The 24,896-nt window shown below is 71.7% G+C and carries 20 protein-coding genes; 8 read left to right on the top strand and 12 right to left on the bottom strand.

Features of this window, described 5'->3' with window-relative positions:
• Positions 1-11: 11 nt before the first annotated feature.
• The 4 genes from VH914_17660 to VH914_17675 form a co-directional block, all read right to left on the bottom strand.
• Positions 12-407 carry a DUF983 domain-containing protein gene (locus tag VH914_17660; protein ID HEX4493037.1) on the bottom strand — a complete coding sequence of 132 codons (396 nt, stop codon included), beginning with the start codon at positions 405-407 and terminating at the stop codon, positions 12-14.
• Between the two features lie 17 nt (positions 408-424).
• Positions 425-1,930, bottom strand: a complete 1,506-nt coding sequence (locus tag VH914_17665) for an acetyl-CoA acetyltransferase (protein ID HEX4493038.1) — start codon at positions 1,928-1,930, stop codon at positions 425-427.
• Entirely contained in the window at positions 1,927-2,736 is an 810-nt protein-coding gene (locus tag VH914_17670; protein ID HEX4493039.1) for a PD-(D/E)XK nuclease family protein, read from the bottom strand. Before VH914_17670 ends, VH914_17665 begins: the two co-directional genes overlap by 4 nt.
• A 100-nt stretch (positions 2,737-2,836) precedes the next feature.
• Complete coding sequence (locus VH914_17675) at positions 2,837-3,535, bottom strand: hypothetical protein (protein HEX4493040.1); 699 nt, start codon at positions 3,533-3,535, stop codon at positions 2,837-2,839.
• A 78-nt stretch (positions 3,536-3,613) separates the two neighbouring features.
• Between VH914_17675 and VH914_17680 the strand changes: the two genes are divergently transcribed.
• Positions 3,614-5,389: a DUF4012 domain-containing protein gene (locus VH914_17680; GenBank protein ID HEX4493041.1), complete on the top strand. Its 1,776-nt coding sequence runs from the start codon at positions 3,614-3,616 to the stop codon at positions 5,387-5,389.
• A gap of 118 nt (positions 5,390-5,507) precedes the next feature.
• The gene (locus tag VH914_17685) at positions 5,508-5,804 is read left to right on the top strand and encodes a hypothetical protein (GenBank protein HEX4493042.1); all 297 of its coding nucleotides are present in this window, start codon (positions 5,508-5,510) and stop codon (positions 5,802-5,804) included.
• Between the two features lie 187 nt (positions 5,805-5,991).
• Here the strand turns inward: VH914_17685 and VH914_17690 are convergent, their stop codons facing one another.
• Positions 5,992-7,380, bottom strand: coding sequence for an exopolysaccharide biosynthesis polyprenyl glycosylphosphotransferase (locus VH914_17690; protein HEX4493043.1), 1,389 nt, complete (start codon positions 7,378-7,380; stop codon positions 5,992-5,994).
• Between the two features lie 380 nt (positions 7,381-7,760).
• Between VH914_17690 and VH914_17695 the strand changes: the two genes are divergently transcribed.
• A complete protein-coding gene (locus tag VH914_17695) occupies positions 7,761-9,626 on the top strand; it encodes a cellulase family glycosylhydrolase (GenBank protein HEX4493044.1) in 1,866 nt (621 codons plus the stop codon).
• A 90-nt stretch (positions 9,627-9,716) separates the two neighbouring features.
• On the opposite strand, the gene VH914_17700 is transcribed toward VH914_17695, so the two are convergent.
• From VH914_17700 to VH914_17710, 3 genes are all read right to left on the bottom strand, one after another.
• Positions 9,717-11,474, bottom strand: coding sequence for a glycosyltransferase family 4 protein (locus VH914_17700; GenBank protein ID HEX4493045.1), 1,758 nt, complete (start codon positions 11,472-11,474; stop codon positions 9,717-9,719).
• 5 nt (positions 11,475-11,479) lie between these two features.
• Positions 11,480-12,598, bottom strand: coding sequence for a glycosyltransferase (locus VH914_17705; protein ID HEX4493046.1), 1,119 nt, complete (start codon positions 12,596-12,598; stop codon positions 11,480-11,482).
• Between the two features lie 118 nt (positions 12,599-12,716).
• Positions 12,717-14,153: a Wzz/FepE/Etk N-terminal domain-containing protein gene (locus VH914_17710; GenBank protein HEX4493047.1), complete on the bottom strand. Its 1,437-nt coding sequence runs from the start codon at positions 14,151-14,153 to the stop codon at positions 12,717-12,719.
• 155 nt (positions 14,154-14,308) lie between these two features.
• On the opposite strand from VH914_17710, the gene VH914_17715 reads away from it, so the two are divergent.
• The 3 genes from VH914_17715 to VH914_17725 are packed head-to-tail and all read left to right on the top strand — an operon-like array spanning position 14,309 to position 18,257.
• Positions 14,309-15,700 (top strand): O-antigen ligase family protein, encoded by a 1,392-nt coding sequence (locus VH914_17715; protein ID HEX4493048.1) that lies wholly within the window; start codon positions 14,309-14,311, stop codon positions 15,698-15,700.
• Complete coding sequence (locus VH914_17720; GenBank protein HEX4493049.1) at positions 15,679-16,737, top strand: glycosyltransferase family 1 protein; 1,059 nt, start codon at positions 15,679-15,681, stop codon at positions 16,735-16,737. Before VH914_17715 ends, VH914_17720 begins: the two co-directional genes overlap by 22 nt.
• The gene (locus VH914_17725) at positions 16,737-18,257 is read left to right on the top strand and encodes a glycosyltransferase family 39 protein (GenBank protein ID HEX4493050.1); all 1,521 of its coding nucleotides are present in this window, start codon (positions 16,737-16,739) and stop codon (positions 18,255-18,257) included. Before VH914_17720 ends, VH914_17725 begins: the two co-directional genes overlap by 1 nt.
• A gap of 96 nt (positions 18,258-18,353) precedes the next feature.
• Here VH914_17725 and VH914_17730 read toward each other — a convergent pair whose 3' ends face one another.
• From VH914_17730 to wecB, 4 genes are read right to left on the bottom strand one after another with little or no spacing between them, the layout of a single operon-like run.
• On the bottom strand, positions 18,354-18,905 hold the full coding sequence (locus tag VH914_17730; protein HEX4493051.1) for a hypothetical protein: 552 nt from the start codon (positions 18,903-18,905) through the stop codon (positions 18,354-18,356).
• 3 nt (positions 18,906-18,908) lie between these two features.
• Positions 18,909-19,586: a class I SAM-dependent methyltransferase gene (locus tag VH914_17735; protein HEX4493052.1), complete on the bottom strand. Its 678-nt coding sequence runs from the start codon at positions 19,584-19,586 to the stop codon at positions 18,909-18,911.
• A complete protein-coding gene (locus tag VH914_17740; GenBank protein ID HEX4493053.1) occupies positions 19,583-21,142 on the bottom strand; it encodes a hypothetical protein in 1,560 nt (519 codons plus the stop codon). Before VH914_17740 ends, VH914_17735 begins: the two co-directional genes overlap by 4 nt.
• Complete coding sequence (gene wecB / locus VH914_17745; protein HEX4493054.1) at positions 21,139-22,248, bottom strand: UDP-N-acetylglucosamine 2-epimerase (non-hydrolyzing); 1,110 nt, start codon at positions 22,246-22,248, stop codon at positions 21,139-21,141. Before wecB ends, VH914_17740 begins: the two co-directional genes overlap by 4 nt.
• Positions 22,249-22,572: 324 nt before the next feature.
• On the opposite strand from wecB, the gene VH914_17750 reads away from it, so the two are divergent.
• Positions 22,573-23,808 carry a DegT/DnrJ/EryC1/StrS family aminotransferase gene (locus VH914_17750; GenBank protein ID HEX4493055.1) on the top strand — a complete coding sequence of 412 codons (1,236 nt, stop codon included), beginning with the start codon at positions 22,573-22,575 and terminating at the stop codon, positions 23,806-23,808.
• On the top strand, positions 23,805-24,851 hold the full coding sequence (locus VH914_17755) for a Gfo/Idh/MocA family oxidoreductase (GenBank protein ID HEX4493056.1): 1,047 nt from the start codon (positions 23,805-23,807) through the stop codon (positions 24,849-24,851). Before VH914_17750 ends, VH914_17755 begins: the two co-directional genes overlap by 4 nt.
• The last annotated feature ends 45 nt before the right edge of the window (positions 24,852-24,896 follow it).

The following is a 24,896-nucleotide window of genomic DNA, read 5'->3' on the forward strand; positions in this document are numbered from 1 at the left end:
GACCGGAAGGCTCAGATCCGGTTGTGGTCGTCGATGCCGGCGCCCTGATCGAGGCCGTGGAGGAACGCGCGGTCGACCGCGACCCAGAGCGTCTTCGAGAACGGGTACCAGAGGATCGGTCCGAGGGCCACGATCGGTACGAAGATCGCCAGCATCAACGGGATCGGCGTATCGGGAACGGTGAGGATCATCGCGACGGTGAAGCCGATCACGAACACCACGCCGACGCAGATGATGTTGATCGCGATCGCGCCCGCCCAGTAACCCTGCTCGCGTTCGAAGTGCAGACCGCAGCGCGGGCAGTCGGGCACCATCGAGAGGTAGTGGCGGAAGAGCTTGCCCGAGCCGCAGCGCGGGCAGCGGCGCGTGAACCCACGGGCGAACACCGTGGCTCGGCTCGTCGGCATGGGGTGAGAGCGTACGGTCAGGCCAGCGTGTTCGCCGTACCGTCGTTGACCACTCGCACGGTGCGGCCTTCCCAACCGGTGCGCGTCAGCTCGAGCATCAGGTCGGGATCACGCGAGTTCGCGAGGGCGCGCCGGCTGTCGGGCAGCAGACCGGCGACGATCGCAACCGCGGGCGTGCCGTCCCGCTCCATCACGACGGATGTCGCCTCGATCGTCATGTCGCCTTCGACGAGCCCGGCCGGCTCGCGGCGGGGGAGCGCGTCGGCCTCGGCCTGCGTGCGCGCAGGATCGACGCGCGCGAACCGCGCGGGCGGCGACGTCGACCACACGCCGGCCGAGTGCTTCGTCGCGTACCAACCGAGCGCGGTCGTCAGCCCGACCGAGCCGGGATCGGCGCGCAGCGCGTCGACCATCGCGGCGATGCCGTGCGTCGGGTAGTTGTTGACGGGACCGCCGGCGAAGCCGAGTCCGCCCGTGACGGTGAGCGGCCGGTCGTCCCCGCCGGCGCGGCCGCGCAACCCGATCGCGTGCATCGCCATCTGCACGGCCGACGGGAAGCACGAGTAGAGGTCGAAACGCGCGACGTCGTCGACGCCGAGGCCCGCCGCGTCGAGCGCGGCGCGCACGGTGATCCCGATCGCCGGCGCCTCCGCGAGCGCGGCCCGCTCGGTGACGAACCAGTGGTCGTGCGCGTCGGCGCCCGCGTGCAGGAACACCATGCGATCCTCGGCGATCCCCATCGAACGCGCCGCCTCGTACGAGCACAGGATGACGGCCGCGCCCTGGTCCACGTCGATGTTGGCGCACATGCGCTTCGTGTACGGGAACACGACCATGCGGTTCTCGGCCGTGGGCGTGACGATCGCTTCGGCTGTGTACGCGACGCGCGACCACGCGTGCGGGTTGCTCGCGGCGACGGCCGCGAACTGCGACCACAGCTCGCCGGTTGCCTGCTGGTGCTCGGCGATCGTGCGGTCGGCGGCCGCGCGCAACGCGGTCTCGAACAGCGGATAGATGTGCGTCGGCGCGACCGCGAAGTGGGCCTGCTCGATCTCGTTCGTGCCGGCACGCGGGTCGCCGATGACGCGCGCGTACGGCGTGCCCTCGTCGACGGCCCAGTCGAGATGCACGCGTGGCTCGCGGCGCGCACCCCAGCGGGCGTGCATCGACTCCGCGCCGCCGATGACGACGACGTCGCACGAGCCCGCCGCGATCTCCGCGGCCATCTCGTTCACGAGCAGTTGCGGGCTGTTGCCGCCGACGGTGCTGACGACCGCGCGGCGCGGCTCGATGCCGAGCTCCGCCGCGACGCGCGCGCCGGGATCCGCGTACGGCCACGACACGATCTGGACCGCGGCGACCGTGTCGACGCGCGCGAGCACGCTGCCGCCTTGCCCGCTGTCGTCGGCCGCGGCGCGCACCGCGTCGGCGAACAGCGCGATCGGCTCACGCGCGTCCGCGGGTGCGACGCGCTGCTCGACCTGTCCGACTCCGACGACCACCGGCGTGCGCGGGTCGGTCACTCGCTCTCCTCGCCGTCGTTGTCGCCGGCGAGCGCGAGCACGGGCCAGTCGGGCTCGCCCGCCGCGGCGCTGTCGACGCAGACCGACCGGAACCGGCACCATTGGCACACGGCCGGGTCGCGCACGCCCTGCCATTCCTCGAGCGACCACCACGTGGCCACCGTCGCGCGCAGCTCCTCCTCGATCGCGTCGAGATCCTCGTCGTCGGGCTCGTACGGCTCGGGATCGTCGTCGACCTCGGCCGCGAGGTGCTCGTAGCGCAGCCGCAGCCGCAGCCCCTGGCGCTGCGCGTGCTGCGCGAGCACGAACGCCTGCACGCGCGCACGCGCGTCGTCGCCGACGCGCTCGTACCAACGCGAGCCGGTCTTGTAGTCGCGTGCGTCGAGGAGCCCATCGTGGATCCAGACCGCGTCGATGCGCGCGGTCGCCATGAACATCGGCGCGGGCGCGCGGTGGAATCGCGCGAGGTCGATCTCGTGCTTCTGGCGGTCGGACTCCGACGGGCAGCGCGCCGCGTGGCGGGCGACCATCCCCGCGAAGTGCGGATCGTCGACGCCATGGCCCGCGAGCACGTCGCGCACGTGGTCTTCGTCGTGGCACGTGCCCTGCTCGTGCACGACTCGCAGCATCTCGTGCAACAGGATTCCGTGGTCGGTCGGCTTGCTCGAGTCGCTCGGCGGCACCCCGAGCAGGTGCTGCAGGAGGAACTCGCGCGGGCAGCGCCTCCAGGTCTCGTACGCGGTCGGCGTGATCGTGACGATGTCGGACAACAGCTTGCGCCGCCCCGCGGCGCGCTCGTTGCTCATGCGGCTTCGTCCGCCACCGCTCGATCCGCACGGTTCGGCGCCGTGGGTGAGCCCTCCGCGGCGGCGGTCTGCGCCTCGCTCGTCTCGGGGGTGGCCGTGCTCACGAGTGTGCCTTGCAGCCGGGCACGAACGCGCAGCCGCGGCAGTCGTCGCCGGCCTTGGGAGTCGGGTCCGCGGCGCGCTCGCGCACGAGCGCGATGCGATCGTCGATCCATGCGCGCGCATCCGACAACGCGCCGGCGACGTCGAGCACGTCCTCCACGAGCGCGCCCGCGAGCAGGTCGACGGCCACGAGCCGCAGCGGCCGCTCGCCGACCCACGCGGCGGCCCGTACGACGAGCGCCCGCCGGTCGGCGTCGTCGATCAACGGGCGGTTGCCCGCGACACCGATGCGCAGCGACCGGATCTCGGGCGTGCCGTCGGCCCGCTCGAGCGCGAGACCGAGCGGCGACACGAGCCGCATGCCGACGTCGGCGAGCTCGGCCTCCCACGGATCGACCGCGACCGCGCGCGCCGGACGGTCGGCGAACAGCGCGACGTAGCCCTCCGCCGCGGCTCGGTAGACGCGCTGCTGCTCGAGGACGAGATCGGTCGGTGGTGGGAAGTCGGAGACGTGCGCGGCGCGCAACTCGGTGTGCGCGACGCGTGCGTCCTCGGTGATGCGATTGTTCACCGCGAAACGCGCCGACGGCCCGCGGTGACCCCGCACGCCGGCGAGGTCGCGCTCGAGCCGCCGGCGGCACATCGTCTCGGCTCGGCGCAGGTGCGTGAGCGTGACGCGCGGCAGCTCGTCGTCCACGAGCGGAGCCTACGGTCCGCCACTGACACCGTCGGGGGTACCCGGCGCGTGCCGGGTGCGCCCCTACGATGCGAAGCAATGGAGACGAGGGCGCGCGGCTCCCGGCGCACCCGCCGACTCGTCCTGCTCGGCGTGTTCATCGTGCTCGTCGCGTGGGGCGCGTTCACCGCGCTGACCCTCGTACGCGCGCGTCACGACACGCGCCTCGGCATCGACGCGCTCGAGTCGGTGCAGGAGAAGCTCACGCCGGGCCAGCTGCTGCGCGGTGAGGGCGTGCCGCAGCTCCGCACCGCGCAGACGGACTTCACGCGCGCCCGAGAACGCGTGCGCTCGCCGTTGCTCGCGCCGTTGCGCATCATCCCGGTGCTCGGTCGCCAGATCGACTCGGTCGACACGCTCACGGGCTCGGCCGCGCACGTCGTCGACATCGGGATCGACGCGGTCGTGCAGTCGCGGCGGGTCGTGAACGCGGGCCATCCGACCGGCGCCGCGCGCGTGCGTCTCGTCGCGCAGCTCGCGACGATCGCCGACCAGTCGTCCTCCCAGCTCCAGACCGTTGACCTCGGACCGACGCACCTCATCGGTCCGCTCGCCAACGCGCGCTCCGAGTTCGCGACTCGCCTGCACGACCTCCGTCACGCGATCGGTCAGCTCCGGGCCGCGTCGCACGGTCTCGCCGCCTTCCTGCGCGGCCCGAGTCGCTATCTCGTGCTCGCGGCGAACAACGCCGAGATGCGGGTGGGATCGGGCACGTTCCTCGAGGTCGGCATGCTCACGGTGAACCAGGGCAGCCTGCGGCTCGACTCGATGAAGTCGGTCGGCTCCTACCCGGTCGCGCCGGGTGCGGTGCCGTTGACCGGTTATGTCGCCGCCCGGTGGGGCTTCCTCCAGCCGAACGTCGAGTGGCGCAACCTCGGCGCCTCGCCCCAGTTCCCGTCGCAGGCCCGGCTCGCGAGTCAGATGTGGCATGCCGCGACCGGCCAGACGGTGAACGGCGTGCTCGCGCTCGACGTCGTCGCGCTGAAGGACCTGCTCCAGGCCACCGGGCCGGTGCACCTCGCCGACGGCACCACGATGACCGCCGACCAGGTGCTCGGCGACGTCATGCTGCACCAGTACCTCGGCCTCGTCGGCTATCCCGACCAGACGACCCGCCGGGACCGGCTCAGCGAGATCGCGCGGGGCGCCCTCGACGACCTCGACCACGGCGGCTGGCACGCGGCCGACCTGGTCGACGACCTCCGCGGCGCCGCGCAGGGCCGGCACCTGCTGGCCTGGTCCCCGAATCAGCAGGAGCAGGCGGGCTGGACCGCGGCCGGCATCGACGGGATCGTGCCCGACGACGGCGTGCTCGTGGGCCTCCACAACCGGGGCGGCAACAAGCTCGACCAGTTCGTCGTCATCCACGGGAAGGTCGGCGTGGGCCGGGCGCCGAAACCGACGGCCGGTGCGGGCTGGAGCGTCCGCCTCACCCTGCAGATGCAGAACGTCACCCCCGCGACCGGGATCCCGCAGTACGTCGAGGGCCCGTATCCAGGCGCGATCGGCGCCGCCGCCGGCCTCTACCAGGGCTACGCGGTCGTCGAGCTCCCGCGCGCGGCCGAATCGATCCATCTGACGGTCGACGGAAAACCGGCGCCGCTCGTCACCGCGGGACCCGACGGCACGAGCCAGGTGGTGGCCGCCTACGTTCAGATTCCGCGCGGAATCTCACGCACAGTGGTCGCCTCGTTCACCCTGCCGACCGCCCAACGGTCGCTGTTCTTCGCGCCCTCCGCGCGAGTCCCGGCGATCGCCTGGACGGCTCCAAGCCTTACGTGGAGCGACGATGTGGGCCGAAGAGTGGCGTGGTGATGCCTCTCCCGGATGGGTACGACGAGTCCGGAGTTGCGCGCGATCGCTTCGTGAACCCTTGTCAATGAGCGAGGGAACCGCTACACTCCGTGGCACAAGACCTGGGAGGGCTACAGCAATGACCACCATTCGCACACGCGTTCTGCGATTCGCCGCAGCCAGCGGAATTGTCGCTGGTGTCGCGATGATGCCGGCTCACGCCTTCGCAGCCTGCAACAACTACGGCGGCGGGAGCTGCGGCTCCGCCAGCAGCGTACCGACTCCGTCGACCGCGGTGAGCGCTCAGACTTCCAACGACGGAAGCCTGCCCTTCACCGGTGGCGACGTCGTCGGACTCTCGCTGATCGGTATCGGTGCTCTCGCCGGCGGTACGGCGTTGGTCCGGTCCGGTCGCCGCAAGGCCGTCGGCGTCTGACGCGACCCCCGCGATCCGCACCTGCGGATCGTCTGCGTCACGACAACGAAGTTCGAATTTCCCCCTGTGATCGTCTGCGAGCGGCGGGCCCGTCGAGGCCCGCCGTTCTCGCGTCCGCGGACGACGTTCGCGCGCTGAGCGCGGCGCACCCCGCGGTGTCGATCGCCGGGCTGCGCGCGGTGCGGGGTTAGTCCCCGCCACCCTCGGCGGCCGGCGGCGGGAACTGCTCCGGTGGCTCCAGCTCGTCCTGCGTCTCGGGCGTCGACATGGTCGTCGGGCCCCGGAAGCCCGCGCTGAGCGTCCGGATCAGGATCACGACGTCGCGCCACAGCGACCAGTGCTCGATGTACTGGTTGTCGAAGCGCACCCGTTCGCGCAGGGACGTGTCGCCCCGGAGCCCGTGCACCTGGGCCCAGCCGGTGAGCCCGACGGGCAGCCGGTGCCGGTCGCGGTAGCCCGACACCGACGTGTTGAACTGCTCGACGAGATAGCCCCGCTCGGGCCGGGGGCCGACCAGGCTCATGTCGCCGCGGAGCACGTTCCAGAGTTGGGGGAGCTCGTCGATGCTGAGGCGGCGGAGCACCTTGCCGACCCGGTTGTAGCGCTCGTCGGCCGCGTTCCAGGAGTCGTCGACGTGGTTCGCCGGGAGGGTCCGGAACTTGAGCACCACGATCTCTTCGCCGTGCTGGCCGATCCGCCGCTGGCGGAACAGCACCGGCCCGGAGCTGCCGAGCTTCACCGCGAGCGCGGAGAAGGCCATGATCGGCGAGGTCAGGACGAGGAGCGCGAGCGACAGCACGACATCGACCGCGCGCTTGACCCGCCAGACCCGGGCGCGCAGCGCGGCCTGCCGCATGCGGTAGATCGGGATGCCCCAGAGGTCGTCGACGTCCGGACCGCGCGGTGCGACACCGACCTCGAAGAAACGGGGCACGACGTGCACCTCGACGTCGCGCAGCACCGCGGTGCGCAGCACGCCGACGAGGTCGGCCTCGCGGGTCGGACCGAACGCCACGAGCACGCGGGTCACGCCGTAGTCGCGCACGACTCGCTCGAGATCGGCGACCTCGCCGAGGAGCGGGCTCGGGAGACCGGGATACGGCGCGCCGACGAAGCCGTTCAGCTCGAGCCCGTACTCGGGGTGATGGAGGATGAGGTTCGCGAGCTCGACGCCGACGTGTCCGGTCCCGGCGACGATCGTCGCTTCCCGCAGCCCGCGCCGGCGCACGCGGCGCAGCAGCGCGTAGCCGAACGAGCGCATCAACACGAGCGCGATGACGGAGAACAACGCCTGCCAGAGCAGGCGTGACTGCGAGGAACCGGCGATGGGTCCGAGCAGCAGGAGCGGCAACGCGGCGACGGTCGCGATGCGCGGCGCCTCGTCGAGCGAGCTGAGGCTGATCCGCAAGCGGTAGGCGCCGGACGAAAGCAGTGCGGCCATCGCGAGCAGCGCGTAGATCGCGTTCACGCCGGTTGCGGGCCGGGTGACGAGCAGCGCCACGCCGAGTCCGATCAGGTCGCCGCCGAAGACGACGGTCGCGGCGATCGCTGCGGGCCGGCGGTCACGTCGGTGCACCGGGACCGGGACGAGTTGGAGCGCGTCGGGACCCGTGGGGGACCCGTCGCCCGTGCGCTGTGGGTTGCCTCCGTGCCGTCGGCCGCTACTCGGCAAGCGACGTTCCGACGCCGAGGCAGTGCTCGCTGGCTTTGCCACGGTGCTCCTGGTGCCTCTCCCACGGAGGCGGCCGTTCCTGTTGCCGTTCCCCACCATCGCTACCCGTACAGGTAACGCCGCGCGTCTTCAACCCTATCGGCCGACTTGCCGGGCGCGTAAAGGTTGCGGCGACACCGCGACTCCCGAGATGAGGGCGATTCGCGCACTCTGCGCGCTCAAGAGGTCGCGTGACGTGGTCGACGGCCAAAGGAGAGACGCACGGACCTCGGGGGAATCGCTTCATGCTCGGACGACGAATCGCGCAGCGAATCGCGGCCGGCGCCGCCATCGTGGTGGCGCTCGGGGGTGTCGCCACCGTGGCGGCCGCGAACACCGGTACGAACGTGGTGACCGTGCCGCCGCCGGCGAGCGGCGCGCAGCTGACGATGGGCTCGACGGTCGGTTTCAACGGCCAGCAGCTCATGTGGGCGAGCGACGCAGTGATGGCGCGCGAGCTCGACGGCGTCGCGGCGACGGGTTCGCGCTGGCTGCGTGTCGACTTCCCGTGGTCGTCGCTCGAGGCGGGCGGACGCGGTCGCTACAACTGGGCGCAGGCCGACCGGCTCGTCACGGCCGCGAACGCGCGCGGCATCCACCTGCTCGCGATGGTCGCGTACACGCCGACGTGGGATCGGCCCGCGAACACGAACGACCACTACCAGCCGACCGACCCGACGGCGTACGCGGAGTTCATGCGCGCCGCGGCGCAGCGGTACGCGCCGCGCGGTCTGCACGCGTGGGAGATCTGGAACGAGCCGAACATGCGCGACTTCTGGCAGCCCGTGCCGAGTCCCGCGCGCTACACGCAGTTGCTGCGGCTCGCGTCCGCGGCCATTCACTCCGTCGACCGGTCGGCGTACGTCGTGAGCGGCGGGGTCGCGCCGGCGCGTGATGTCGCGGGCTACTCGATCGCCCCCAACGAGTTCGTCGCCGCCATCTATGCGAACGGTGGACGCGGTGCGATGCAGGCCGTCGGTCTGCATCCGTACTCGTTCCCTTACGCGCCGATGACGCCCGCATCGTGGAACACCTTCTACATGGCGACGCAGACGCACGCGATCATGGCCGCGCACGGCGACGGCGCACGACCGATCTGGGCGACCGAGATCGGGTGGCCGACGGGGACCGGTCACGGCGCGGTGAGCGAAGCGCAGCAGGCGGTGATGGCCGCGGCCGCGATCACCGCGTGGAACCGCTTCTCGTTCGCCGGCAACTTCTTCTGGTACAACTGGCAGGACACGAGCGCGAACCCGGCGAGCACCTTCGACAACCTCGGGGTGCTCCGCTACAACGGCACCGCCAAGCCTGCGCTCGGGGTGTTCAAGGCGATGCTGGCACGGCCGGCCGCGCACATCGATCACGGACCGCCTGCGTACGGACCGTGGCTCGTCGGCGCGAACGCGCACGTGTTCGCGACCGGCATGAACGCTGCGCCTGCGGCCGGGGGCGCGCGGCTCAACCAGCCGATCACCGGATCGGCGCGCACGCCCAGCGGGCACGGCGTCTGGATGACCGGGAGCGACGGCGGTGTGTTCGCGTACGGCGACGCCGCGTTCTACGGTTCGACCGGCGCACTGCGACTCGCGCAACCCATCGTCGGGATGGCCGCGACGCCTGACGGACACGGCTACTGGCTTGTCGCGAGCGACGGTGGCGTCTTCAGCTTCGGCGACGCCGCGTTCTACGGTTCGACCGGCGCGCGGCGACTCAACCAGCCGATCGTGGGGATGGCCGCGACGCCTGACGGCCGCGGCTACTGGCTCGTCGCGAGCGACGGTGGTGTGTTCAGCTTCGGCGACGCCGCGTTCTACGGGTCGACGGGTGGGCTGCACATCGCGCGCCCGATCGTGGGGCTCGCGCGCTCGGCCACCGGGCGCGGCTACTGGATGGTCGCGAGCGACGGCGGCATCTTCACCTTCGGCGACGCCGCGTTCTACGGCTCGGCCGGTGGTACGTCGGTCGCGACGCCCGTCGTCGGCATCGCCACGACCGCGACCGGCCACGGCTACTGGCTCGCGGAGTCGGGCGGCACCGTCCACAGCTTCGGCGACGCCGGCATCGCCGACCCCGTCGCGGGCGAGACGATCACCGACGTCCTGACGCCGTAGTCAGTCGCGCGCTGGCGAGCCTCGACCCGCACTCCGTTCGCGCCGTCGGCCGCGTGCGAGCGGATCGTTCCGCGCACGCTCGGCGCGGGACTACGAGCGTTCCTGCTGCCTCGCGTAGAGCTCTTGGTAGCGGTCGATGACGGAGGCGAGCCCGTAGGCGGTGACGGCGCGGCGGGCGCCGGCGCCGAGGCGGGCGCGGTGTTCGGGATCGTCGAGCGTGGCCAGCGCGGCCGCGAGGTCGCGTGCGTCGTTGCTCGGCGGCACGATGCCGGATCCGGGGTCGAGGACCTGATCGCCGCCCGCGCTCGGCGGTGCGACACAGGCGAGCCCGCACGCCATCGCCTCGAGCAGGCTGTTCGAGAGGCCCTCGCGATCGGACGGGAGGACGAACACGTCGGCGGCGTGCAGGATCGCGCGTACGTCGGGCACCGCGCCCGCGAAGACGACGCGTTCCTCGAGACCCGAGCGCGCGACCTGCTGGTGCAGCGCGGTGCGGCGATCGTCGAGGTCGGCGCGGCTGTCGCCGACGAGGAAGAGCTTGGCGTCGACGCCCGCGCGCACGCGCATCGAGACCGCCTCGACGAGACGGTCGACGCGCTTCAACGCGCGCAGGTGACCGACGTAGACGATCCCGAGCTGGCCCTCGGTGAGATCGAGCGCGCGCCGGGCGGCGGCGCGTTCGTCGGCGGTGGGCGGACGGAAGGTGTCGAGGTCGATCGGCGTCGGGATCACTGCGACCTTCTCGATCCCGAGACCGGTCAGCTCGTCGCGCAGCGCGGGAGTCAGCGCCACGTGGGTCGCGCGCTGCATGATCCGTCGGCGCACCGCGCGCACGAGCGCGCGAACCGGGCGGCCGGTGGGCTCGAGCACGTCGGTCGCGTCGCCGAGACCGGCCCAGCACATCACGGTGCGGTCGGCGAGGCCCGCGAGCCACGCGCTCACGACGAAGTCGGGATACATGATCACCTGGACGACATCGGTGGCGCGGTGCCGACGGCGCAGCCACCACGCGAGCCGGACGACGAGCAGCTTCATCGCGCCTGGATCGCGGCCCATCGGGCCGAGGCGCTCGACGACGACGGCGCCGCTCCGCTCGATGCGGGGCCAGCTCGCGTCGAGGCGCTGGGTCACGATCGTGACCGATCCGCCGCGTGCGGCGAGGGCCTCGGCCTGGTTGCGACTCTGCCGCGTCGTGCCGCCGGTCGTCGGCTCGAAGTCGGGGACCGCGAAGACGACCGCGCGCCGCGCCGCGTCTCCGCTCGAAGCGGCCGGTGATGGGTTCGTGAGCGCGGTGAGCGCGTCGAGCGCATGATCGGCGCGCTCGGTCGCGCCGTCGTCGCCGACATCGGACACCGCGAGCGCGGCGGCGCGGGCCCCGGCTCGCGTGACGCGACCGGATGTGAGGGCAACGTCGATCGCGGGTGCGACCGCGGCGAGCTGCGCGCGCCCACGCCGTCCGGCGAGCGGCTCGGTCGCGAGCCACGCGACCTTCGGGCGAGGTTCGAGCGTCGTGAGCGCGGCGACCGCGTCGAGGCTGGCGGTCAGTGCCGCGTCGGCACCCGCGATCGCGCGCTGGAGCTCGCGGCGGCCGTGCTCGACTCGCCGGCTCGCGGCTGCGGTGGCGCGCGCCGACTCGGCCCACGGCTCGACGTCGGGGATGGCGACACGCGCCAGACCCGCGCGGGCGACGGCGACCGCCGCGGGTCCGTCCGGCGTCGCGACGCGAACCGACCAACCGCGCGCCGCGGCGCGCGCCGCGACCTCGAGGACCCGCCGGTCGCCGGGGCCGAGGTCGGGGCTTGCGATGACCACGACGATCGCGCCCGCCGGATCTTTCCCGGTTGTCACCGCGCTCACGGCTTGCGGTCGGCGGCGACCTTCGCGACCGCGTCCTGCACCGCGGCCGCGAAGCTCATCCGGAAGCGCTCGGGCGCGAACTGCTCCGCGTGGGCGCGGATCGCCGCACCGTCGAAGGCGGCGTCGTCGAACTCCCCGAGCACCCGGGCCAGCGTGTCCACATGTTCTGTATCGGTCGCGGCGCCGTAGAGGACACCGGTTGTTCCGGGCACGACCGTGTCGAGCACGCCTCCCACCGCGCGGGCGATCACGGGGGCGCCGCAGGCCTGGGCTTCGACGGGCATGATCCCGAAGTCTTCCTCGCCGGGGAAGAGCAGCGCCCGGCACCCCCGGTAGAGGTCGCGCATCGCGTCGTCGTCGACCCGCCCGATGAGCTCGACGGTGGGTCCGGCGGCCGCCTCGACCGCGCCCCGAGCGCGCCCGTCGCCGGCCACGATCAGCCGGACGCCGGCCCGACTCGCCGCCGCGACCGCGAGCTCGGGCCGCTTGTAGGGGACGAGCCGGCCGGCGACGAGGAAGTAGTCGCCGCGCGCCGCGGTGCCGGGTGTGTAGAAGTCGGTGTCGACCGGCGGCGCGATCACGTTCGCATCGCGACCCCACCAACGCCGGATCCGATCGCGCACGTAGTTCGAGTTCGCGACGAGCTCGGTCATGCGGCGCGCGGCGCGGCCGTCGGCGCGTCGTTGGGTCGCGGCGAACGCGCCGAGCACGCCACGCCCGACGTGACCGCCGATCTCGTGCCGGCGCGTGTTCGCTTCCCACATCCACCGCGCGGGCGTGTGCACGTACGACACGCTCGGCACGCCGTCGGGCACGCGCACGCGGTTCGCGAACGCGTGGTGACTCGTGACGACGAGGTCGAAGCCTTCGAGATCGATCCGTCGCATCCCGTACGGGAGCAACGGCAGCAGGTGCGCGTAGTGATCGCCGCCGCGGTAGAACTTCTGCAACTTCGACGGGCGCACGTCGGCGTCCTGCAACACCGGGCCGAGCGCGTCGGGGTCGCAGACGTTCGTGAAGATCGGCGCGTCGGGCCAGAGCAGGTGCAGCTGGTCGACGACGCGTTCGGAGCCCGCGTACACGGTGAACTTCTCGTGGACGATCGCGATTCTCATGCGCTCGCTACTTCACCCGCTCCCCTCCGGGTCGCGGGTTCGGACGCTCGCGGGCGAGCTTCGACGCTCGCTCCGCTCACGCCTTCGGCCGCGTCGGAAGGCTGAGCGGCCTCATTGCTCAACCGCGCTCGTACGTGTCGCGGCGGTTGACCTGCGCGTTGTTCACGACGACGCCGATGAGCGTCGCGCCGGTGCGCTCGAGCGAGTCGATGAGCGTGCGCGCGGCCCGCCGGCGCGTCGACTTGGAGTCGAGGACGAGCAGCGTCGCGTCGCACTGTGCGGCGACGGCGAGCGCGTCGGCGTACACCGCGCCCGGAGGCGTGTCGACGACCACGAGCTCGGCCGAGTCGAGCGAGTCGAGGACGTGGCGGAAGGCCCGCCCTCCGAGCACGCCGACGGTGTCGTTCACGGCCGAGCCGCTCGGGAGGAGCTTGAGGTTCGGGATGCCGTCGACCCGGTGCAGCGTGGACTGCAGGTCGGCGCCGCGCAGCGCGTTGCTCAGGCCGGGCTCGCGGTCGGAGCGCAGGCGGGAGTGCAGGACGGGGCGGCGCAGGTCGGCGTCGATGAGCACGACCGTCGCGTCGACCGCGACGGCGGACTCGGCGAGGTGCACCGCCGAGAACGACTTGCCGGCGCCGGGGTTCGGGCTGACGATCGCGATCGTCCGCGGCCGGCCCGCGCCCTCGAGGAACATGAGGTTCGTCCGCAGGGTCCGGAACGCCTCGACGACGTCGGGCCCGCGGCCCCTCGGCACCATCGCGAGCACGGGCAGGCCGGTGAAGCTCGTGATCTGCTCGACGTCGTTGGTGCGGGCGAAGCGGTCGCCGAAGGCCCGGAACACGACGATGCCCTCGCCGACGAGCACCAGCGCGACGAGGAAGCCGAGCAGACCCGCCTTCTTCGGCCGCGGCGACACCGGGCCGTTGGACGCGATCGGCACGGTGAGGCCCTGCACCTGGAAGCCCGACGGTTGGAGGTCGAGCAGCGATTGCTGCGCGGTCAGCAGCGCCTGGTTGACGAAGTTCGTGAGGCTGACGCTCTGCTTCACCGCGGCGGTGTCGAGCGCGCTTTGGTAGCTCGCGATCTGGCTCTGAAGGTCTTTCCGTCGGCCGTTCAGCTCGGATTGCTGTTGGGCGGTGATGAAGCCCTTGAGCGCGCTCGACGTGCCCGTGGCGATCTTCACGGCCTCCGCCGGATTGCGGCCGTCGGCGCGCACTTCCATGATCCCGGTCGTGTCCGTGACCGTGACATGGATGTCGGATTGGACCGCGTCGACGCTGAGGTCCTTGAGGTTCTGGCTCTTCTGTACCTGCGCCGCGATCGCGGGCGTGTTGGCGACGGCCGCGTAGAAGGACGCGCGGAAGTCGATCTGATCGGTGTCGACGACCGTGTTCGACGTGGCGTCCACGCTCGCGACGCTCAGCAGCTGGTTGGCCTGGTACACGTTCGGCCGCGTCGCGCTGAAGCCGTACGCGATCGCACCGACGATGATCGCGGCGATCAAGACCTTCCACCAGTTGGCGCGCAGAACGCGCAGGTGATCGGTCAGATCCACGGCGGGTGAGTGTAAGCGGCGCCTTCGCGCATTCGGTGCACACCACAACGGACGGACCGAGCGCGCGCTGAGTGACGCGGCGCGGCACGGTCCGCGCCGAGCGCGAGGAGGCATGCGACCGAATGCGGCACCCGCGGCGGTACCGTGTGGCCGCGATGCTCGTGCCGACGCTTCCGAAGCAGGCGGTCACGCGTCGGCAGGTGTGGGCGATCGGCTTCGCCGCCGGGCTCGTCGGCGTCTATATCGTCGGCGCGCTCATCTTGCCGGGCACGCTGTTCGACCCCGCGATGGACGCGTTCATCAGCGGCGCGCCGATCCTGCTCGTCGTCCTCGCGGCCGCGCCGGTCGGTCTCTGGATCGCGCAACGGCCGCAACGGGGCGTGCTGCTGCTCGTCGCGACGGTGCCGTACTGGGGGCTCGACGTCATCCTGCCCATCCCGTCGGGATGGAAGGAGACACTCGCGCTCTACACGTTGCTGTGGACGCTGCTCAGCATCGTCTTCAAGCCCCGCCCGCGCTATCCGCTCCCCAAGGTCGTCCAGGCGTTCCTCGGCTATTTCGGCATCGCGCTCGTCAGCGCCCTGCTCGTGCGCGGCACGCAGGCGGAGGTCGGCCTGAAGGTCGGGTTCTTCTGGGCCCTCATGGCGGTGATGGTGTGGCTGCGCCCGCTCGACGCGCGCGAGCGCGACCACGTGGTCACGATCATGATGGTGAACGCGTTGATCACCGCGCTCGTGGGCCTCGCACAACAGGTCATCGGCGCAGGCCGCCTCGTGAGCCTCGGCTACGACTACAACACGACCGTCCGGTTCACCGGTCACTTCCTGCGCTCGTTCTCGACGTTCAAGCTGCCGTTCGACTTCGGCTTCTATCTCGCGCTCGTGATCGTGATCGGCACGTCGGTCTCGCTGCGCGAGCCGCGCCGGCTGCGCAGCATCTTCTTCTTCGCGAGCCTGCCGATCATCACGCTCGGTCTGCTGTTCACGTTCGTGCGCGGTGCGTATCTCGTCGTCGGCATCGGCCTGCTGTACCTCGCGATCACGCGCTTCCGCTGGCTGTTCCTCGGCGTGCCGCTCGCGTTGCTGCTCCTCTTACTGGTGCCGGGGCAGTACGCGACACCGACGCTCGGCGCGACGAGCCTCGGGCAGCGTTCCCAGAGCTGGACCGACCACATCTCCACGATCTTCGACCCCACCGGTCACGGCATCGGGCTGACGGGATCGGCGGGGGAGAAGGTCGAGAAGCTGCTGAAGCTCAACGGGGACGTGTACCAACCCGACAACCAGTACTTCAAGACGATCTACGAGCTCGGGGTGCTGGGCCTCTTCTTCTTCGTCCTCCTGCTGCTCTCGTCGTTCTGGACGGCGCGCGCCGCCGTGCCTCGATTACACGGGCGCGATCAGGCCCTCGCGGAAGGGCTGACCGCGCACATCCTCGGGGTCATCGCGGCGTGCTTCGTCGCGACCTACTTCGAGATCTTCCCGATGGACTTCTTCTTCTGGCTCCTCCTGTCGATCGTGGTGACGTGCGACCGAACATCGTCCTGAGCGCGCTCGCGCTGCATGCGGACGGAAGTGGAGTGCAGACGTACTGCCGGGAGCTGCTGCGCGCGCTGCCGGGGGCCGTCGATGCCGACCTCGTCGCGGTCGTGCAGGACCGCGCGCGCGGTGAGCTCCACGACGGCGTACGCGCGTCGGTGCGCGCCGACTGCGACGGGATCCGCCGCACGGTCGAAGGCCTACGCGGCGTCGGGCACGCGGACGTCGTGCACGGGCTCGACGTCGACCTGCCGTTGCGGCCGGGCGCGCCGGCGGTCACGACGGTGCACGATCTCTCACTGTTCGACGAGCCGAGCGCCTTCGGCTGGTCGCGTCGCGTCGGCAAGCAGGTGACGACGCGCGCGTCGATCCGGCGCGCCGACGCGGTGATTGCGGTGTCGTCGTTCACCGCGGAGCGCGTGCGCGCGCGGTTCGGTCGCGAGTCGCACGTCGTGTTGGAAGCGCCGGGACCGGGGTTCGCGCCGCCGAGCGCCGGCGACATCGCCTCCGTGCGCGCGCGGTATCCGTTGCCGCAGCAGTTCGTGTTGCACGTCGGCAACCTCGAGCCGCGCAAGGACGTGCCGACGCTCGCGCGCGCGGCCGCGGCGGCCGACCTGCCGCTCGTGCTCGCCGGTGGACACATCGTCACGGTGGACGCGCCGGCCGGCGCGATCCTGCTCGGCCAGGTCGCGGCCGCTGACCTCCCCGCGCTCTACGGCGCCGCGACCGTCGTCGCGTACGTCTCGCGGTACGAGGGGTTCGGCCTGCCGCCCATCGAGGCGATGGCATGCGGCGCGACCGTGATGGCGACGCGCTGCGGCGCGCTGCCCGACGTCGCGGGCGACGGCATCGAGTTCGTCGCCGCGGGCGACGCCGACGCGCAGGCGCGCGCACTGCGCGACCTCGTCCACGACCCCGCGCGTCGCGAGGCACGCGCGCGCGCCGGGCGGGCCGCGGCGGGGCTCCTGTCGTGGGAGGCGACCGCGCGCGCGACCGTCGACGTGTACCGGTCGCTCGGTGTCGTGATGCCTAGGATCACGAGCTGATGCGCGACGACGTGTCGGCCCCGCCGGCCGTCGCTTCCCCGGACGCCACGGAATCGGCGACGCCGGCGGCCACGCCCCGGGTTCGGCTCGCGGTCGCGGGCTGCACCGTGCTTGCGTTCGTCCTCGGCTCGTGGCACCTGCAACACCGGAGCCTCTCGCACGAAGAAGCCTTCACGTGGGCCGTCGTCGACCAGAGCTTCCCGGCGCTGGTGAGCGCCCTGGTTCGCCACGAGGGCTACCAGATGCTGCACGCGCTGGTGCTGTGGCCGCTCAACCGCGTGTCGAGCACCGTCGGTGTGCTGCGCCTGCCGTCGGTCGTCGCGTTCGCAGCGGCGGTGCCGGCCGTGTGGCTCGCCGGTCGCAAGCTGTTCGACGATCGCGTCGCGCTCCTCGCGGCGTTGCTGTTCGCGCTGAACGGCTTCGCGCTCGACTACGGGCAGGAGGCGCGCGGCTACATGCTCGCGACCGCGTTGTGCGCGTGGTCGGCGGCGTTCCTCGCCGTGTACGCGCTCGGGTCCGAGCGGCGCGGCGCGCGCGTCGGCTGGATCGCGTTCGGCGCGCTCGCGATCTACGCGCACGGCTTCGCGGTGCTCGCCGTCGGCGCGCAGGTCCTCGCGCTGTGGTTCCTACCTGCGGAACGCCGGCGTGAGCTGCACTGGATCCGCAACGGTGCGTTGATCGCGCTGTGCGCGGCGCCCGCGATCCTCGCGCCGATGCTGCAGGTGAACTCGACGTCGTTGGGCACGAACTCGCGGTTCGGGATGAACGAGCTCAAGGGTCTCGTCTGGGCGCTGGCCGGCCGCACCGCGACCGCGGTGCCGTCGATCGGGCTCGGTGTGGTGATCGCGCTGGTCGTCGCGCTCGGAGTGGCGCGGCGCGGTCTGCACTCGACGGACGCCTTCCGGTTCGCGCTCGTGATTCTCTGGGCACTGCTGCCGACGGTCGTCCTCGCGTCGTGGTCGTTCTTCTATCCGGTCTGGCTCGAGCGTTACGTGATCTGGAGCGTGACCGCGGTCGTGCTGCTCGCGGCGTACGGCCTCACTCGCATCGCGCCGGCGGGATCGAAGCTCGCGGTGGTGGTCGTCGTGCTCGCGGCGGCGCTCTCGGTGCGCGGCGTCGTGAAGTGGTACAGCGCGCCGCCCGATCAGGACTGGCGCTCGGCGATGGTCGACGTCACCACGCGGGCGCGCCCCGGTGACTCCATCATCTTCTCGCCCGACGAAGTGCGGCTCTCGGCCGACTTCTTCCTGCGCAGCCGTTCCGACGTCGATCGCCTCACCCCCGCGTTCCCGTCGCAGCCGTGGGGTCACTTCCACACCGGTGACGAGAAGATCAAGCCCGTGCCGCAGTCGGTGATCGACGCGCTGCTCGCGCACCCGACCGGACGCGTGTGGTTCGTCACCTACACGATGCCCACCGTCAACACCGCGCGCGTGAACGAGCTGCTCGCGCGTTACGAGGTCGTCAGCGACCGTGAGTACGTCGGTCCGGTCGAAGTGAAGCTGCTCACGCCTCGTTGACCGGTCGGGCTCGCACGCTTCGCCCTTTTCGACGCCTCAGCCACGGCTCGTGGCCGCGCGGCTCGCTGTGCTCACGCGTTCGTGCGGGAACATCGGTCAGCGCGTGGCGGCCTCTTGCAGCAGCGCGCGAGCGATCGCCGTGGTGACCGGTTGGGGTGAATACCGCGCCGGCCACGACCCGACGAGCTGTACGTACCAGAGTCGTCCGCGGCGCGTGGCGAAGAGCGTGCGCGACTCCGGGTCGTAGAGCGCTTCGTCGCCGACGCCGTCGACACCGCGTTCGTGGTCGAGGAGCGTCGCCGTCTCGTGGAGCCGGTAGCCGTCGCCTTCGACGATGCCGACGACGACCTCTGAGACCACATCGGCGGGCACCCCGGCGAACCCGAAGTTCCACTGGCACTGTCGGTCGTCGATCCGTTTCGTGCGCCACGCGTCGGAGATCTCGTCGCCGACCGTGGCGTCCAAGGGCGGACAGGCGCGCGAGAGCAGCTCCAACTCGTGCCGGGTCCCGGTCGTCAGATTCGCCGCGGAGCTCGTCGCGACCCCGACCAGATCGCGTTGACCGTCGAGCGTCTGGGTGCCGTGCTGCTCGCCGCAGGCGGCGAGCAGCAGGATCGCGCCGACGACGAGGGCAGCGCGGCGCGACATCGGTCAGCGCGCCAACGGCGTCGCGACGAGCACGCGGTACAGCGGCAGCAGCTTCCGTCCGACGAGCGGGGGCAGCGTGCGTACGTCGAGGATGCGCGCGCGGCGCTCGATCGCGGGCACGACGAGCGCGCGTCGACCCTGGAACGTGTCCTCGGCACGCTCGCCGGAGAGCAGGCGGAGGCCGAGGTCGAGCAGTGCCGATTGTCCGGGCGTGACGATGACGAGTCGGCCGCCGGACGCGGTCACGCGCACGAGCTCGGCGACCGCGGCGTCGACGTCGGGCACGAACTCGAGCGTGCTCACCGTGACGACGGTGTCGAACGCACCCGTGCGGTAGGGCAACGCGCCGGCTCCCGCGCGCAGCAGCTCTGCGGGCGCGCCGTGCCGCTCGAGCGTCGCGTGCACCGCGGCGCCCGCGGGGTGCACGTCGGCGCCGAAGCGCGCGTCGGCGGAACGCGCGAGCTCGGGTTGGAAGATGCCGCTGCCGTAGCCGACCTCGAGCAGCCGCGCCGCACGCGGTGCGCCGTCGAGCACCGACGCGACGCACCGCAGTCGGAGGCGCTGAATCCAACCGAGCACGGGCCGGAAGTTCCAGTCGGCCTGGTCGAGCGGGTTCGTCTTCACGAGCGCGTCGCGCGGCAGGAGATGGAGGTCGCGCTCGCGGATCATCGTGCTCGTCATGGCCGGGTCTCGCGACACTCGTCGCTCGTGCGTAATGCGTACCACGCACCATCGGCGACGGGATGCACCTTGCAATAGAGCTGCGAGATCAACGTCAGCGTCTCGTGCGAGCGCTTCCGCATGATGTCGAGGGAGAAGTCGTCGACCCAGAGATAGACGGGTTGCGCGGCGCGTAGCTCGGCGCGCGTCCACCCCCACAGCCGCGCGTCCGACTGCTCGGGTGCCCACCCGTGTTCGCGCAACGCGTACGGCCGGTTGGAGAGGTACTGGATCAACGGGTTGCCCTCGACGTGGATCGCGCCCGGCGTGCGCCCTGGTGCGTTCACCCACGCGACGGCCTCGCGCGCGTCCCGGTAGTACGGCTCGAAGTCGGCGTCGTACGCGTGACGGCCGTTCGCACTCAGGGTGAGGTCGTCCTGCGCCAGCGCCTTCACCTTGTGCACGGCCTGCACGGCGGGGTAGCCCGCGAGCGCGACGACGACCACGCCGACGAGTGCGAGCACGCGCCGCGTCCGCTGCGCGTTCCATGCACCGACCGCGTGATCGAGGCCGAAGACCGCGAGCAACCCGAGCGGCGTGAGCGGCAGCACGAACTGGTAGCCCCACTGGTTCTGGATCAGCACGGTGCCCCAGCCGACGACGAACCAGATCACGAGTCCCACGACGAGCGGATCGCGCGGCCTCCGCGCGCGTGCGAGTTGTGCGCGCAGCCCGATCACCGCGAGCGGGACGAGCCACACGAACGACTTCACGAAGTACTCCACGCCGTCGCGCAGGCGCGAGAACGGCGGGGGGTCGATCGAGCTCACGATGCGCGGGGGATAGGTGACGTACGTCCACCACATCGTGCCGAGCAGGTGCTCGGCGAGGAAGTACGCGAGCAGGGGCAGGAGCGGGACGACGAGGCCGCCGAGCAGGAGCGCGCTCTCGCTCGTGGTCGCGCGCTCGTGCTCGCGCCGTCGCCAGCGGACGAGCAGCGCGAGCCAGAAGATCAACGGAATCAGCACGTACACGAGCTTGAAGTAGACGACGACTGCGGCCGCCAGCCCCGAAAGGAGCAGGCGCAACGCGCGCGCCCGTGAATGCGGCGGGGCGGCGTCGGCCGCGGCCGCGCTCCAGATCGTGAGCAGGAGCGGGAACGCGACGAGGTCCTCGATCTGCGTGAGATCCCAGGCGCGCGCGGTCGCGAGGAACGCACCGACGGTGAAGAGCGGTGCGACGTCGGCGACCCAACGGTGTTGCACGCGGTCGCGCAGCATCCGTTGCGTCGCGGCCGCGAACGCGACCGCCCAGATCAGCTCGCCGATGTGGATGCCGGCTTCGTGGAAGCCGAAGAGGCTGCCGCTGACGAGGTACCAGAGGTAGATGCCGGGTTGCTTGTAGTCCCAGAAGTCGACGTACAGCCGGTCGCCGTGGCGCATCCCGTGCGCGGCGTACGCGAACAGTGCCTGGTCGCCCCAGAAGGGCATCGGCAGCTGCACGAGCGCGGCCGCGACGATGACGAGCAGCACGATCCACCGCAGCGCCCCACCGGCGCGTGGACCGCGCGATGTCACCAAGTCGTGAGCAACCGTTCCATCGCGGCGACGGTGAGCTCGGACGCGCGGCCGTCGCCGTAGGGGCTCGGCAGCGCGGCGAGCTGCGCGTGCACTGCGGGCAGGTCGGCGATCCACGCGCGCGCGGTGTCGGCGATCGCGGGGCCGGGCGCGACCAGTCGCGAGAACGTGCCGAGCACCTCCGGACGCTCGGTCGAACGGCGCACGACGACCACCGGTCGCTTCACCACGCTCGACTCTTCCTGCACGCCGCCGGAGTCGGAGACGATCAGCGCCGACGCGCCCATGAGGCCGAGGAACTCGCGGTAGCCGACGGGCGGCGCGACGAGCACCTTCTCGAGCAGCGGGTCGAGGCCGGCGTCGGCCGCGCGCCCCGCGGTGCGGGGATGCAGCGGCAGCACGACCGGGATCGGCAGCGCGGCGAGCTCGCTCAAGATCGCGGCGAGCACCTCGGGGTCGTCGACGTTCTCGGGGCGGTGAAACGTCGCGAGCACGAACCCGTCGGGCTCGACGCCGTGGGTCGCCAGGATCTTCGCGGTCGCCGCGGGGTCGGGCCGGAGCTCGAGCACCGCCTCGACGACCGTGTTCCCGGTCACCACGACGCGGTCGGCGCCGATGTTCTCCGCCGCGAGGTTCGCCGCGCTCGTCGCGGTCGGCGCGCAGCAGAGGTCGGCGAGGTGGTCGACGACGACGCGGTTGTGCTCCTCGGGCATCGCGCGGTCGTGCGAGCGGAGCCCCGCTTCGACGTGCACGAGCGGCAGGCCGCTGACGTTCGCCGCGAGCGCGCCCGTCATCGCCGTGTTCGTGTCGCCCTGCACGACCACCGCCGCGAACCGCTCCTTCGCGAAGATCGACTCGAGGCCGACCGTGGCGGTCGCGATCTGGCGCCCCCGCGTGCCACCGCCGATCGCGAGCCGGTGGTCGGGGGGCGGGAAGCCGATGCCCTCCTCGAACGCGGCCGCCATCTCGGGGTCGTAGTGCTGGCCGGTGTGGATCGCGCAGGCCTCGCATCCGAGGCGCGCGATGACGCCCCGCAGCTTCACGGCTTCGGGACGCGTGCCGTAGACGACCGCGATCCGGTGGCGAGCCGTCTGCTCCTGTCCCACACCCGTCCCTTCGCTCGGGCACCGCCCGACCCCACCGGCGCGGCGCCGGGGGACGGGCCGGGGGACCGGACCGAGCCTAGCGACCGCTCCGAGCGGGCCCGCGGCGCGTGCCACCGGTTTTCCGCACCTTCGCGGTCCTTCATCGGCAGCGCGAACGTGCCGATAGAGACCCCCGAGAGAAGGTTGGAAACGGGCGTTCGGAGCGGCTGCTCCGGACCCCCGCGGCTACGCTCGGTGGCCGTTCCAGGGACGCGCAGCAACGTGGGCCGTGTGGGGCCGACGAGCGGATACCGAGCTCGAGAGGGACTGGGAAACGAGCCACGCATGACTGATCTGCGCGAATCGCTCGCGCTCGAGCTGCCGAACGACCAGGACGCATCGGGGCGCACCCTCGGGGCCGAAGAGCTCGCGCTGGTCCGGGACGCGATCGAGAGCGGCACGCTGACGAGCACCAAGGGTTCGCACGTGAAGGCGCTCGAGGCGCGCTTCGCCGAGATGCTCGGTGCCAACGTCGCCGTCGCGTGTGCGTCCGGCACCGCCGCGGTGCACGTCGCCGTCGCCGCGATCGACCCGGAGCCCGGGGACGAGGTCGTCACCACCGCGATCACCGACATGGGCGCGCTGGCGCCGATCCTCTATCAGGGCGCGGTCCCGATGTTCGCCGACGTCGACCCGGTCACGATGAACGTGACGGCCGAGTCGGTCGAGGCGGCGATGTCGGACCGTACGAAGGCGATCATCGCCACGCACCTCTTCGGACTGCCCTGCGACCTGGCCGGCATCGAGGCCGTCGCCAAGAAGCACGGCGTCCCGCTGATCGAGGACTGCGCGCAGGCCTGGGCGGCCCGCAGCGGCCAGCACCCGGTCGGCACCGTCGGGCGGGTCGGCACGTTCAGCCTCCAGCAGGGCAAGCACATCACGACCGGCGAAGGCGGCCTCGTCGTCACCGACGACGTCGAGCTCGGCCACCACATGCGCCGCTACGTGAACAAGGCCTGGGACTACTGGTCCTCGCCGACCGACCACGACTTCCTCGCCCTCAACTACCGGCTCACCGAGCTCCAGGGTGCGGTCGGGTGCGCCCAGCTCGCGAAGCTCGAGGACGGCGTGAAGGTGCGGATCTCGAACGCCACGCACCTCAACGCGATGCTCGAGGACGTGCCCGGGCTCACGGTCCCGCTGCCCGCTTCCGGCGACGTCCACACCTTCTGGCGTTACGCGCTGCACGTCGACCCCGACGTGATCCCCGGTGGTCCGGGCGCGCTCGCGGCCGAGCTCAAGCTCGGCGGCATCGCGTCGGCGCCCCGCTACATCCAGAAGCCGGCGTTCCGCTGCGGCGTCTTCGTCAATCAGAAGACGTTCGGCGAGAGCCGCTGGCCGTTCACGCTCGCCCGTCCCGAGGCCGTCGACTACTCGGCCGAGCGCTTCCCCGGCACGTTCCGGGCGCTCGAGACCGTGCTCGTGCTGCCGTGGAACGAGCGCTACACGCACGACGACGTGCAGGCGCTCGGTGAGCGCATCGTCGACGCGGTCACGCGCGTTCGTGGGGAGGCCGCATGAACACCCCTCTTCGGTTCGGGCTCGTCGGTGCCGGTGGCATCGCGCAGGCGTACGTGCAGGTGCTCGCCGATCTCGACGAGGCCGAGGTCGTCGGTGTCGCCGACACGCGCAAGGAAGCCGCCGACGCCGCGGCGGCGACGCTCGCGTGCAAGAGCTACTCCGACGTCGAGGCGCTCGCGAGCGGCAACCAGCTCGACGGCGTGATCCTGTGCACGCCGCCGGCGACCCACGTCGCGCTGGCCGAGTACTTCGTCCGGCTCGGTGTGCCGGTGCTGTGCGAGAAGCCGTTCGCGGTGACACCCGGCGAGGCCCGCCGGCTCATTGCCGTGGCCGACGCCGCGTCGGTGACGGTCACGATGGCCGCCAAGTTCCGCTACGTCGACGACGTGCACCGTGCGCGCGACATCGTCGAGTCGGGGATGCTCGGCGACCCGATCCTCTTCGAGAACACCTTCGCCTCGCGCGTCGCGATGGCCGACCGCTGGAACGCGAACCCGCAGGTCTCCGGCGGTGGCGTGCTGATCGACAACGGCACGCACTCCGTCGACATCGCGCGGTTCTTCCTCGGTCGCATCTCCGAGGTGCACGCCGTCGAAGGCCGGCGCGAGCAGGGCCTCGAGGTCGAGGACACCGCGCAGATGTTCCTGCGCACCGAGCAGGACGTGCTCGGCACGGTCGACCTGTCGTGGAGCATCGACAAGTCGGTCGACCACTTCGTCCGCATCTGCTGCAGCGAAGGCGTGATCGAGGTCGGCTGGCGCGCGTCGCGCTACCGCAAGGCCGGGGCGACGGAGTGGACGGTCTTCGGGCCGGGCTACGACAAGGTCGCCGCGATGCGGGCCGAGATCCTGAACTTCGCCCGCTCGCTGAACGGCTCCGAGAAGCTGCTCATCACCGCCGACGACGCGATCGCGTCGGTCGACGTGATCGCCGCGGCGTACCGCTCGATCACCCGGCGCCAGTGGGTGACGGTCGCCTCGCCGCCGGTGCGCGTGCTGGGGTCGGTGTCCGCGTCGACGGGAGCGGCGGCCGACGTCGCCTGACGGCCGCCACGCGAAGCCGTGAACGATCCGTCGGAGCACGCGAGT

This window comes from Acidimicrobiia bacterium (assembly GCA_036271555.1).
Lineage (GTDB): Bacteria > Actinomycetota > Acidimicrobiia > IMCC26256 > PALSA-610 > DATBAK01.